Raw genomic sequence first — 12,166 nt, forward strand, 5'->3', positions numbered from 1 at the left:
CGTTGGCCAGGGCTTTGGGGGAAAGTCTGGGGCGCGCGCAGCAGTAGGGGGCGTGCGCGGCGGGCATTGCATGAGACGTGACCCTCCTTCGTGACATGTGCTACCCCACACCGCACGAACTTGCCCTGGCCGCCCGCGCGCTGGCGGACGAGTACCCCGCCCTGGTCCGGCTGCGCCAGGCGGGCGCCTCCCGGGCCGGCCAACCGCTGTGGCTGCTCTCCCTGGCCCCGTCGGAGCTCCGGGCCGGCCTCGGCGGCCGGGGCCGCCCGGGCGCGGGCCGGGGCGCCGCCGCGGAGCCCCGGAGCGTGCTCGTCGTGGCCGGGGCGCACGCCAATGAGCCCGTCGGCGGGGCCACCGCGCTCGCGCTCGTACGGCGGCTCGTCCACGACGCCGCCCACCGGGCCGGGTGCGGCTGGCACTTCCTGCTGTGCGCCGATCCGGACGGCGCGGCCCTGCACCGCACGCCCCGTCCCTACTCCCTGCTGCACTACCACCGGAACTTCTACCGGCCGCCCGGCCCCGAACAGCCCGAGTGGGCGCCGTCATTACTGGCCCCGGACCGGCTGCCGCCCGAGACCCGCACGCTGACCGACCTCATCGACGAACTGCGGCCCTTCCTCCAGGTCTCCCTGCACGGAACCGACCTCGGCGGCTCCTGGGTGCAGCTCACCCGGGACATACCGAACCTCGCCGAGCCCTTCGCCAAGTCGGCGGCCGAGCTGCGGATCCCGATCGAGACCGGGGCCTCGGACGCGGCCGGCTGGCCCTCCCCCGGCCCCGGGATCTTCGTGCTTCCGGGCGCCGGTGCCGACCCCGCCGGGGCCTTCCACCCGGAGGACACCCGGCTCAGCACCTGGTACCACGCCCACCGCTACGACGGCACCACCGCCATCGTCGAAGTCCCCATGTGGGCCTCCGACCTGGTGGACGATCCCGCCCCGCACGCGGACCCGCGCGGCGCCCTGCGCCTCCTGGCGGGCCGGCTCACCACGGATGCGGCGCTGGTGGCCGGCGCGCGGGAACTCGTACGCGAGGACGCGCCGTACCGCACACCGGGCGACGGGGCGGACGCGGCCGCGCTGCTGCGGGCCGTGGACTGGACCCTCGCCCTGATCCCCCGGATCGCCGCCGAGTGGACCGGCGCCGGGGCGCCCCCCGAGGCCACGGCCGCCTACATCGGCAGCATCGACGCCTTCGGGCGGCGCCTGTCGCTGCGCGCCGCCGCGATGCTGCTGCGGGTGCTGCGCGCACAGGGGCACCCGGCGGCGCCCGCGCTGGACCGGCTCGTCACCGGCTGGTGCGAGTCCTTCGCCGCCCGCTTCCAGGCGCGCCGGGTCCCCGTGGCCGTCCAGGTCGAACACCAGGCCCGCACGGTCCTGGCCGCGTACGAGCGCCTCACCGGGGCGCCACCGCAGCCGCGGCAAGGCACCCCCTAGTGCTGTGGCCGGGAAGGTTTGCCGGGTCGCGTTGTCCGGTGCGGTGCATCGCAAGGCGGAGGCCCGCGGCTCGTACTGGACGTACTTGCCCGGTCCGACAACGCAGCGAGGTGCCGTGCCGGGCGGCGCGACCCGGTGGACCTTCCCGGTCACAGCACTAGGCGTGCACGGGCAGGGAGTAGCGGCGCTTGGGGGCGGCGGTGGCGCCGAGCCGGTCGTAGAAGCGGATGGCGCCCTCGTTCCAGTCCGGGGTCTGCCACTGGACCTGGTCGAGGCCGAGTTCGCGCGCCAGGGCGGCGACGGCGTCCATCAGGGCGGCGCCCAGGCCTTGGCCGCGGGCTTCCTCTGCCAGGTAGAGGCAGTCCATGTGCAGGTAGTGCCGGGCGTCCCAGAACGCGAACTCGGCGGTACAGGCGGCGTATCCGGCGACCGTGCCGTCCGGGGCCTCGGCGAGCAGGACCCACATCCGCGCGCCCTCGGCGAAGAGCTGGGGGCCGAGCCGGTCGGCCAGGTCCGCCGGCCGGGGCGCGGACTTCTCGTACGCGACGTGTTCGTGGATGAGTTCTATGAGGCGGGGCAGGTCCTCGGGGCGCGCGGGGCGCACGACAGGCGTGTTGTCCATGCACCCATCATCGCCTCCGCGAGCGTCCTAGTGCTGTGACCGGAAAGGTCCACCGGGTCGCGCCGCCCGGCACGGCACCTCGCTGCGTTGTCGGACCGCGCAAGTACGTCCAGTACGAGCCGCGGGCCTCCGCCTTGCGATGCACCGCACCGGACAACGCGACCCGGCAAACCTTCCCGGCCACAGCACTAGCCTTGGTGTTGGACGCGATCCGGAAGTGGTCGGCGGTGGTGGGCGGTTCGGCCGTGCCCAGCTCGGTCGTGCCGGCGGTCGCGCGGAAGGTGCCCTGCGGCGTGCGGAGCGGCACCACGGCCCCGGGCACCATGAGCTTCTTCGCCGCGCGCTCCACGGCGGACTGCAGCGCGGCCGGATCGATGCGCTTGAGCGCCGGCGGAGTGGGTTCGCCGGCGCCGGCCAGCGCCGCAGCCGCGGGCGGCGCGCCGGAGGCGGCCGCGAGGCCCGCCGGGAAGGGCAGGGGGGAGCCCGCGATCAGCAGGGCGGCGCAGGTGGCCACCAGGGCCCTGCGGCGCGTGCGGTTCGGGGTGCCGTCGTCGGCCGGCGTATTCCTCATGCCGGAGTCACAGCCCTCGTGCTCGGCGGTCCGTACCGCAGCGAGGCCGGCAGCGGGAAATGGTGCGGCAGGACCGAACGGACCAGAACGGGACGAGTTGTCCGATTTCATCATCCTTCGATCCCGCGGGGCGAGCTCCGGGCGGGCAGGCCTCAAGCCGCCGACAGCCGGAACGACACCCGGCCGAAGCCGACCTGGTCTCCGTCGCGGACCGCGATCGAGCCGATCACCCGGCGCCCGTTGACGGTGGTGCCGTTGGACGAGCCGAGGTCGGTGAGGACCCACATCCCGTTGCGCAGGCCGAGTTCGGCATGGACCCGGGAGACGGTCTCGTCGGTGAGCCGGAGCCCGCTGCCCGGATCGCGGCCGATCCGCAGGGGCTGCGCACCCGGATGCGGAAGCAGCAGCTTGGGCAGCCGTTCGGCGTTCCAGGCGCGCCGGACCCCGGCGGACACGGCGGAGACGCGGCCCACCCAGCCGAACACCCGCCGGGTCCACGCCCCTTCGGCCCCGCGGCCTTCGAGATCGGCGGTGAGCACGGCGAGTTCCTCGGAACGGCGGGCGACGAGCGCGAGCTCCATCCGGCGCAGGAAGGTGTCGTGGGACAGCTTGCCGAGGGCGGCGCCCTCGCGGAGCTTGCCCAGGGCCGTGTCGCGCTCCGCGTCGGACAGGCGCGGCGCGGGGTGGGCGGGGAACTCGAAACTCGACGTCACAGGGTGATTGTCGGCCCGTCGTGCCGGAGTGTCCAGAACTCCCCCGGCCACCCGGCCATGATGGGGTCGGCACGTGGCCAGGCACACGTTCCGGTACCGCCGAAGAGGAGGGGACCGCCCGTGCAGTTCGAGGTGTGGGCACCGCTGACAGACCGGGTCGCGCTGCGGCTCGGGGACGCCGCGTACGACATGGTGCGCGATCCGGACCGGCCGGGGTGGTGGACCGTCCAGGCCCCGGCCGCCGACGGGGACCGGTACGGGTTCCTGCTGGGCGACGATCCGGCCGTACGGCCCGACCCGCGGGGACGGCGGCTGCCCGAGGGGCCCGACGGCCTCTCGGCGGTGGTGGACCTCGCGGCGCCGGCCGCGGGCGCGTCGCCGCCCCGCATCCCGCTCCAGGACGCGGTCCTGTACGAGCTGCACATCGGCACCTTCACCCCCGAGGGCACCTTCGACGCCGCCGCCGCCCGCCTCGGGCACCTCGCCGCCCTCGGGATCACGCACGTGGAGCTGATGCCGGTGTGCCCCTTCCCCGGACGGCACGGCTGGGGGTACGACGGGGTGGCGCCCTGGGCGGTGCACGAGCCGTACGGCGGCCCCGCCGGGCTGGCGCGCTTCGTCGGCGCCGCCCACGCGGCCGGGCTCGGCGTCGTGCTGGACGTGGTCCACAACCACCTGGGGCCCTCCGGCAACCACCTCCCGGCCTTCGGGCCGTACTTCACCGACACCCACCACACCCCGTGGGGTGCGGCCGTGAACCTGGACGCCGCCGGCTCCGACGAGGTCCGCGCCTACCTCATCGGCAGCGCGCTCGCCTGGCTGCGCGACTACCGGATCGACGGTCTGCGGCTGGACGCGGTGCACGCCCTGGCCGACGAGCGGGCGCTGACCTTCCTGGAGGAGCTGGCCGCCGCCGTGGACGAGCTCGCCGCCGAGTCGGGCCGGCCGCTGTTCCTGATCGCCGAGTCCGACCGGTGCGATCCGCGCACCACGACCCCGCGTCCGGCCGGCGGCCTGGGGCTGCACGCCCAGTGGAACGACGACTTCCACCACGCCCTGCACTGTGCGCTGACCGGCGAATCCCAGGCGTACTACGCCGACTTCGCCCGGGCCCCGCTGGCCGCCCTGGCCAAGACCATGACACGGGTGTTCTTCCATGACGGGACCTGGTCCTCCTTCCGCGGCCGCACCCACGGCCGTCCCGTGGACCGGCGCCGCACGCCCGCGCACCGCTTCCTCGGCTACACCCAGACCCACGACCAGATCGGCAACCGGGCCCTCGGCGACCGGCTCACCGCCTCGCTCTCCCCCGGGCTCCTCGCGTGTGCGGCGGCGCTGGCGCTGACCGGGCCGTTCGTGCCGATGCTGTTCATGGGCGAGGAGTGGGGGGCCACCACGCCGTGGCAGTACTTCACCGACCACCCGGACCCGGAGCTCGCCGAGGCCGTACGGACCGGCCGGCGCCGCGAGTTCGCGGCGCACGGCTGGAAGGCGGAAGAGATCCCGGACCCGCAGGACCCCGCCACCCGCGACCGCTCCTGCCTGGACTGGACCGAGCCGGAGCGCACGCCGCACGACCGGCTGCTGTCCTGGTACCGGACCCTGATCGCCCTGCGCCGCAGCCACCCGGACCTGCGCGATCCGGACCTGGCGGCGGTGAAGGTCGCATACGACGAGGAGCGCCGCTGGATCACCTTCCGACGGGGCGACGTACGGGTGGTGGTGAACCTGCTCCCCGAGCCGACGACCATCGCCCTGGGCCGCAACGGGGTCCGCGTGCTGGCCGCCTGGGAACCGGTGGCCCACCCGGACCGCGACGGCCACCTCCACGTCCCGGCCGAATCGGCGGTCGTCCTCGGCCCGTAGGGCCTGTGCTTCGGCGCGGCTACTCCACGACGGCCAGTTCGCGCGGGGCCCCGTTGAAGCTGCGCGCGCCGGAGGCGGTGACCGTCACGATGTCCTCGATGCGCACGCCGAAGCGGCCGGGCAGGTAGATGCCCGGTTCCACGGAGAAGCACATCCCGGGGACCAGCGGCTGTTCCTCGCCCTCCACCATGTACGGCGGCTCGTGGGTGGTGACGCCGATGCCGTGGCCCGTGCGGTGGATGAAGCGGTCGCCGTAGCCGAACTCGGTGATCACCGCTCGGGCCGCCCGGTCCACCTCGTGGCAGGCGATGCCCGGGCGGACGACGGCGCGGGCGGCCCGCTGGGCCTCGCGGACGATGTCGTGGACGCGCTGCTCCTCGGCGCTCGGCTCCCCGACGTGCACGGTGCGGGAGATGTCGGAGCCGTAGCCGTGCCGCAGGCCGCCGAAGTCGAGGACCACCATGTCGCCGTGGCCGATGACCCTGTCACCGGCCTCGTGGTGCGGGTTCGCGCCGTTGGGGCCGGAACCGACGACCGTGAAGTCGACCTGGGAATGGCCGTTTTCGCGCAGCAGCGCGGCCAGGTCGGCGGCGATCTCCTGCTCCCGGCGCCCGGCGAAACGGACCCGGAGGATCTGCGCGTACACGGCATCGGCCGCCGCGCCGGCCGCCGCGAGCCGCTCCAGCTCCCGCTCGTCCTTGACGGCGCGCAGCATCGGCAGCGCGTCCGTGAGCGCGGCGTACGAGGCGCCCGGCACCTCCTTGCGGAGGCGGAGCAGATGGAGCGCCCAGGTGTTGTCGCTCACCCCGAAGCGGCCCTCGGCGCCGAGGAGCGGGGCGGTGATGCCGTACGGGTTCCTCCCGTCGGTCCAGGGGCGCAGGGTCAGGGCCGGTGCGCCCGGGGCCCGCTCCGCGTCGGGGGCCTCCAGGGCGGGCACCACCAGGACCGGGTCCTCTCCGGCGCGGAGCACGAGCAGGGTCAGCCGCTCGGTGTCGGCGGGCGGCCGGTAGCCGGTGAGGTGGGCCATGTCGGGCCCGGGTGCGATGAGCAGCCCGGCCAGTCCGGCGTCCGCGGCACTCTGCGCGGCGGCGGCCATGCGGGCGGCGTGGTCGGCGGCGGTGAAGGGGGCCGGAACGGCTTCGAGGTCGGCGTCGAGATCCATGGGGCGATCCTGCCGCCGCAGCGGGCCGGACGCGAGTGGTCAGGCGCCGGCCCGGGACAGGGCGGTCAGGCGGGCGGCGAGGGCTGCGGCCGCGGGGGTCGGGGTCGTGGGCGTGAGCAGCTCCGTACGGTGCACCAGGCGCGGGGTGGACAGCGGTACGGCAACCCCGGCCCCGGCGCTCTCCGCCACCCGGCGGGGCAGCAGGGCCAGGCCGTGGCCGGCGGCCGCGAGGGCGCACAGGGCGTGCAGGTCCGTGCCCTCGTAGCGCAGGGCGGGGCGGGTGCGCACGGCGGCGGGCGCGACGCCGGCCTGGGGTGCGTCGAGCCAGCGGGCGTCGGCGAGGTCGTCGAGGCGCAGCGCGGACCGCCCGGCGAGGGGGTGCCCGGCCGGGAGCAGGACGGCCAGTTCCTCCTCGCCGGCTCCGGTGACCGTCAGCGGCGCCACGTCGGGCAGCCGCAGCGGGTCGCTGGGCGCGGCGAGGCCGTCGACCAGGCCGAGGTCGCAGCCGCCGGCGGCCACGGCGGCGGGCACGTCGGCGGGCGGCAGCACCCGCAGGGTGACCCCGGTGGCCGGGAGCGCGGTGAGCAGCCGGGGGGCGAGGGCGAGCGGGGAGGCGGCGAGCACGACCTGCCCGGGCGGCGCGGCGGCGAGCCGCAGCACGTCGGCGCGGGCGGCGTCGAGCCGCAGCAGCAGCGGCCCGGCGTGCTCCAGCAGCCGCACCCCGGCGGGCGTCGGCTCCACGGGCCGCCGGGTGAGCAGCTCGGCCCGCAGGTCGCCTTCGAGGGCGGCGATGTGCTGGGAGACCGCGGACTGGGTGTAGCCGAGCTCGCGGGCGGCGCCGGAGAAGGAGGACAGGCGCACGACGGTGACGAAGGTGCGGAGCAGGTGCGGATCCATGCGCCCCAGCTTGCACCGGCCCTGCCTGCACCCCGCTGCCGGGCCGGGCTGCGGCAACCCTGCAGCTGCCCATCAGATCTGCTGATGGAACATGCAGGAACAATCGTTGGCGCCGAACGGGGTGCGCGCCGCAGGATGATCCACATGACCACCGCACAGACCGCACCGACCTCTCCGGCCTCGCAGGCCCCGCAGACCCCGCAGACCCCGCAGACGCACATCGCCCGGATCGCCCTCGTCGGCGACCGCTCCCCGCATGTGACCTCCCACACCCGGATCCCCCTCCTCCTCGACGCCCTCGCCGCACGCGAGGGTCTCGTCCTGGACGCGTACTGGATCCCCACCGGCGAGGCCGCCGCCGAGGCCGCGACCGGCTCCCTGGCCCGCTTCGACGCCGTCTGGGTGCTGCCCGGCAGCCCGTACGCCAGTGAGGCCGGGGTACTGGACGCGATCCGGGTGGCCCGGGAGGCGGGCATCCCCTTCCTCGGGACCTGCGGGGGCTTCCAGCACCTGCTGCTGGAGTACGCCCGTTCGGTGTGCGGGCTGCCCGGCGCCGCGCACGCCGAGAACGACCCCGGAGCCGTCGACCCGCTGATCGCCCCGCTCTCCTGCTCGCTCGTCGGGCACGAGGGCCTCGTGCGGGCCGAGCCCGGCTCGCTCGCGGAGTCCGTGCTCGGCGCCGAACGGTCGATGGAGCGCTACCACTGCAACTACGGGCCCGCACAGCAGCACCTGCCGGTGCTCACCGCCCACGGCCTGCGCGTGTCGGGGTACGACGAGGACGGCCAGGCCCGGATCGTGGAGCTGCCCGGGCACCCCTTCTTCCTGGGCACGCTGTTCCAGCCGGAGCTGTCCGGGGACGGGACCCGGCCCCACCCCGTGGTGAAGGCGCTGGCGGCGGCCGCCGTGGCGCACGCGGCGGGGCGGCGCCCCGGGCGGTAAAGGCGTCGCGGGACCACCCGGCTGATCGGCTATGCTGTGCATGCACATCGAACGGGTGGTCCGCCGCCCTTCGTGGTGGGTGTAGCTCAGTTGGTAGAGCACCTGGTTGTGGTCCAGGTGGCCGCGGGTTCGAGTCCCGTCACTCACCCTGTAGTTCCCGTAGGGGTACGAGGTCTTCCTCGTACCCCTACGGGCCGTTTCAGCCGCGGAGGAACCGCTCCACCTCCGTGACGAAGGCCACCGGGGTCTCGTGCGGCGGGTAGTGGCCGGCGCCGGGGACGGGGTGGATCCGGCAGTCGGGGTACCAGACCTGCCAGGTGGCGCGCATCACATCGACGGTGAGCGCGAGGTCGTACTCCCCCACGAGCACCAGGACCGGGACGGTGCTGCCCTTCACGGCGGCGGACAGGTCGAGCGACTGCCAGCTGCCCAGGTAGGCGGCGAAGGCCTCCGGGCGGGAGACGTCGAGGGAGTGCGCGACCATGCGGTCCAGCCAGTGACCGCTCGCGCGGTTGCCGGTGACGAGGTCGAGGATGATCCGCCGGTTGGCCGCGCTCCCGGCGGCTCCGCGGAAGAGGGCCTGGGTGTCGTCGTCCATCTCGTACGGAGCGGCCGGGACGGGGTTGATCCCGATCAGCTTCTCGACCCGCTCGGGGGCGCGGACCAGGACCTGCTGGATGGCTTTGCCGCCCATGGAGTGGCCCATGAGGGAGAAGGTGTCCCAGCCGAGTTCGTCGGCGAGCGCGAGGACGTCGTCGGCGATCTCGGGGAGGGTGTAGCGGCCGGGGACGTCCCGGCGGTCGCCGTAACCGCGGTAGTCGAGGAAGGCGTACGAGAACCCCTCGGGGTCGAAGTAGTCGAGCACGGAACCCCAGTTGGCGCTGGTGCCGAACCAGTCGTGCAGCACGATGACGCGCAGGGGGCCGTTGCCGGTCCTGCGGTGGGCGATGGCCATGCGTTCTCCCTCGGTGACGGGGCGTCGGAGCCGGACGCGGTAGGTTCTGCCCATCGCGCCTACCGTCACACCGTGAAACCGCTTTCGCGCACGGTGCGCATCCTGGTGACGGACGACCGCGGGGTCCGTGCGCACCCGCACCAGCCGGCGACGTACGAGATCGTGCGCGGTGAGGAGGTCGCGCAGGTGCTCGACGCGTGGCCCGCCCCGCAGCCGGCCTCGGCGCCGGCGGAGCAGTTCGAGTGCATGTGCGTCGACGGCATGCACGAGCGCGTCACGCTGTACGAGGCCGGTGGACAGCAGCTCGGCAACCTCGCCATTCCGGGCCACGGGTCCCTCGGCGCACTGCTCGACCCGGCCGGGCTGGACGGGATCCCGGCCGCCCACCGGGCCCGGTGGGCCACGGCCGCCCCGGCGGAGCTGCGGAAGTTTGCCGAGGCCATGGCCCGCGGCGAGGAGGACCCCGTACACCCCGCCGCGGTGCCCCTGACGGTCGTCTTCGCATGGCTGGGCGCGGCCCGGCCGCAGCCCTCGGACGCGGCCTCGGTGCTCGCGGAGCGGGCGCCCCTGCGGCTGCTGGCGAAAGCCCGAACGCAGGATCTGGCCTGGGCGGTCCGCGAGGCCGACCGCCCCGGATTGGCGGGCGCCGTACGGTTCTTCGCGAGCGACGGCTTCACCGCCCGCCACCCCAAACGCCGCCGCGTCCCGGACACCGCCCGCGACCTCCTCCTCCGGTACGCCCGCAGCCACCGCCCCGTGGACCTCGCGGTCCTGGAACGGCGACTGCTGCGCACGCCGGACGACCGCGTCAGGCGGTCCTGAGGGCGGGGTCGGAGACGCCCGGGGCGCCGGTCTCCACGTGGCCGGCGAAGCGGCGCAGGAAGGTGGCGTCCGCGTCGGAGACGACCTTGACGTCGTACCAGCGGGCCGATCCGGTCAGGTCGACCGTGTGGCTGGCCGTGGCGCCGGCCGCGACCCGGAGGGTCTGGGACGCGCCGCCGTAGGCGTTGGTCACCGTGAGGTTCACCGCAGCCGAGCCCCCGTTCACCAGCGTCAGCCGGAGGTTGCCGGTGGCCGCGTCGTGGCGGGCCGTGACCTCCGGGCCCGCCTTCTTCGCCGGCCCCTTCCAGGTGCGCAGGAAGCCGTTGGGGCCCCACACCGTCAGGTTGATCTGGTTGCCGGTGGAGCTGCTCGTGCTCCAGGTGTCCGACAGGGTCTTGCCCGCCTCGACGGTGTAGGGCCACGGGCCGTCGGTGCGGTTGCCCGAGGTGCTGTGGAAGTGGGCGCCTAGGGACGGGCCGGCGGCGAAGGTCAGGGTGAACTTGCCGGTGGAGACCGTGGCCTTGCCGTCCACGTACGGCTGGTAGCCCAGCGGGCGGGTCGGCTTCGCGCCGGCCTCTTGCTTCGGCAGGGTGCCCGTCGCCGGCGGGACCGGGTGGTAGGACGGGTGGGCGTTGTGGTCCGGCGGGATGTAGCCCGCCGTGGACGGCAGGGCCGCCGGGGTGGCGTCGGCGCGGGTGAAGTCGAAGGCCGAGGTGAGGTCACCGCAGACGGCGCGGCGCCACGGCGAGATGTTGGGCTCTTGCACCCCGAAGCGCTTCTCCATGAAGCGGATCACCGAGGTGTGGTCGAAGGTCTCGGAGCAGACGTAGCCGCCCTTGCTCCAGGGGGAGACCACGATCATCGGGACGCGCGGGCCCAGCCCGTAGGGGCCGGCCGCATAGCCGCCGCCACCGGCGTACAGGTCCTTCGAGACGTCGGCCGTGGACAGGCCCCAGGCCGAGGAGGCCGGCGGGTACGGCGGCACCACGTGGTCGAAGAAGCCGTCGTTCTCGTCGTAGGTGATGAAGAACGCCGTCTTCGCCCACACCGCCGGGTTCGCGGTCAGCGCGTCCAGGACCTGCGAGATGTACCAGGCACCGAAGTTGACCGGCCAGTTCGGGTGCTCGCTGAAGGCCTCCGGGGCGGTGATCCAGGACACCTGGGGCAGGGTGCCGTTCAGCACGTCGGCGCGGAGCCGGTCGAAGTAGCCGTCGCCCGCCTTGGCGTTGGTGCCGGTGCGCGCCTTCTCGTAGAGGGCGCCGCCCGGCTGGGCGTTGCGGTAGCTGTTGAAGTACAGGAGGGAGTTGTCGCCGTAGTTGCCGCGGAAGGCGTCGCTGATCCAGCCCCAGGACCCGGCCGCGTTCAGCCCGTCGCCTATGTCCTGGTAGACCTTCCACGACACCCCCGCAGCCTCCAGGCGCTCGGGGTAGGTCTTCCAGCCGTAGCCGGCCTCCTGGTTGCCGAGGACCGGGCCGCCGCCGGTGCCGTCGTTGCCCGTGTGGCCGGTCCACATGTAGTAGCGGTTCGGGTCGGTCGCGCCGATGAACGAGCAGTGGTAGGCGTCGCAGACCGTGAAGGCGTCGGCGAGCGCGTAGTGGAACGGGATGTCGTTCCGCGTCATGTACGCCATGGTGGTCGCCGTCTTGGCCGGGACCCACTTGTCGTACTTGCCGTTGTTGTACGCCTGGTGGCCGCCGGCCCAGTCGTGGTTCAGCCCCTCGACGAACTGCATGCCCAGGTCGTTGACCTGCGGGTGGAAGGGGAGGATGTCCTTCGTCCCGTCGGACTGGTGGAAGACGGACTTCCCGTTGTCCTGGAGGACCGGGCGCGGGTCCCCGAAGCCCCGTACGCCCTTCATGGTGCCGAAGTACTGGTCGAAGGACCGGTTCTCCTGCATGAGGACCACGATGTGCTCGATGTCCTGGATGGTGCCGGTGGTGCCCTGGGCGGGGATGGCGGCCGCCCGCGCGATGCTCTCGTTCAGCATCGCAGCGGCGGCGCCGGCGCCGGCGATCTGCAGGAACCTGCGGCGATTGAGTTCAGCCATGGGTGACGACCTCTGCGGGTGAGGGGGGTGTCGAGGGGCGCCCCAAGGACAGCGGTCCCGGGGTACCGGCCGGGGATCAGTTCGTGACGCTGCGCGGTACAGCTGGAGAACGCCGAGGACGTCCCGGGCCTCC

The 12,166-nt window shown here is 74.2% G+C and carries 11 protein-coding genes and 1 tRNA gene; 5 read left to right on the plus strand and 7 right to left on the minus strand.

The window, feature by feature from the left end:
• Nucleotides 1-77 precede the first annotated feature (77 nt).
• Complete coding sequence (locus tag AC0666_RS23010; RefSeq protein WP_468971666.1) at nt 78-1,436, plus strand: M14 family zinc carboxypeptidase; 1,359 nt, start codon at nt 78-80, stop codon at nt 1,434-1,436.
• A 157-nt stretch (nt 1,437-1,593) separates the two neighbouring features.
• Here AC0666_RS23010 and AC0666_RS23015 read toward each other — a convergent pair whose 3' ends face one another.
• The 3 genes from AC0666_RS23015 to AC0666_RS23025 form a co-directional block, all read right to left on the minus strand.
• Nucleotides 1,594-2,058, minus strand: a complete 465-nt coding sequence (locus AC0666_RS23015) for a GNAT family N-acetyltransferase (RefSeq protein ID WP_468971664.1) — start codon at nt 2,056-2,058, stop codon at nt 1,594-1,596.
• A 7-nt stretch (nt 2,059-2,065) separates the two neighbouring features.
• On the minus strand, nt 2,066-2,629 hold the full coding sequence (locus AC0666_RS23020; protein WP_468971662.1) for a hypothetical protein: 564 nt from the start codon (nt 2,627-2,629) through the stop codon (nt 2,066-2,068).
• A gap of 152 nt (nt 2,630-2,781) precedes the next feature.
• Nucleotides 2,782-3,342 (minus strand): FHA domain-containing protein, encoded by a 561-nt coding sequence (locus AC0666_RS23025; protein WP_478708199.1) that lies wholly within the window; start codon nt 3,340-3,342, stop codon nt 2,782-2,784.
• A 120-nt stretch (nt 3,343-3,462) separates the two neighbouring features.
• Between AC0666_RS23025 and treZ the strand changes: the two genes are divergently transcribed.
• Nucleotides 3,463-5,208 (plus strand): malto-oligosyltrehalose trehalohydrolase, encoded by a 1,746-nt coding sequence (gene treZ, locus AC0666_RS23030; RefSeq protein WP_468971660.1) that lies wholly within the window; start codon nt 3,463-3,465, stop codon nt 5,206-5,208.
• A gap of 19 nt (nt 5,209-5,227) precedes the next feature.
• Here treZ and AC0666_RS23035 read toward each other — a convergent pair whose 3' ends face one another.
• Both AC0666_RS23035 and AC0666_RS23040 read right to left on the minus strand, forming a co-directional pair.
• Complete coding sequence (locus AC0666_RS23035) at nt 5,228-6,370, minus strand: aminopeptidase P family protein (protein ID WP_468971658.1); 1,143 nt, start codon at nt 6,368-6,370, stop codon at nt 5,228-5,230.
• A 39-nt stretch (nt 6,371-6,409) separates the two neighbouring features.
• Entirely contained in the window at nt 6,410-7,267 is an 858-nt protein-coding gene (locus tag AC0666_RS23040; RefSeq protein WP_478708200.1) for a LysR family transcriptional regulator, read from the minus strand.
• 144 nt (nt 7,268-7,411) lie between these two features.
• On the opposite strand from AC0666_RS23040, the gene AC0666_RS23045 reads away from it, so the two are divergent.
• The gene (locus AC0666_RS23045; protein WP_478708201.1) at nt 7,412-8,209 is read left to right on the plus strand and encodes a CTP synthase C-terminal region-related (seleno)protein; all 798 of its coding nucleotides are present in this window, start codon (nt 7,412-7,414) and stop codon (nt 8,207-8,209) included.
• A 75-nt stretch (nt 8,210-8,284) separates the two neighbouring features.
• Nucleotides 8,285-8,357: transfer RNA gene (locus AC0666_RS23050), tRNA-His, on the plus strand.
• A 51-nt stretch (nt 8,358-8,408) separates the two neighbouring features.
• On the opposite strand, the gene AC0666_RS23055 is transcribed toward AC0666_RS23050, so the two are convergent.
• Entirely contained in the window at nt 8,409-9,164 is a 756-nt protein-coding gene (locus AC0666_RS23055; protein ID WP_468971653.1) for an alpha/beta fold hydrolase, read from the minus strand.
• A 72-nt stretch (nt 9,165-9,236) separates the two neighbouring features.
• Between AC0666_RS23055 and AC0666_RS23060 the strand changes: the two genes are divergently transcribed.
• Complete coding sequence (locus AC0666_RS23060) at nt 9,237-9,986, plus strand: hypothetical protein (RefSeq protein WP_468971652.1); 750 nt, start codon at nt 9,237-9,239, stop codon at nt 9,984-9,986.
• On the opposite strand, the gene AC0666_RS23065 is transcribed toward AC0666_RS23060, so the two are convergent.
• Complete coding sequence (locus AC0666_RS23065; protein WP_468971651.1) at nt 9,973-12,033, minus strand: phosphocholine-specific phospholipase C; 2,061 nt, start codon at nt 12,031-12,033, stop codon at nt 9,973-9,975. The two genes, AC0666_RS23060 and AC0666_RS23065, sit on opposite strands and share 14 nt — an antisense overlap.
• Nucleotides 12,034-12,166 lie beyond the last annotated feature (133 nt).

It is taken from the genome of Streptomyces sp. NPDC043680, assembly GCF_056436685.1.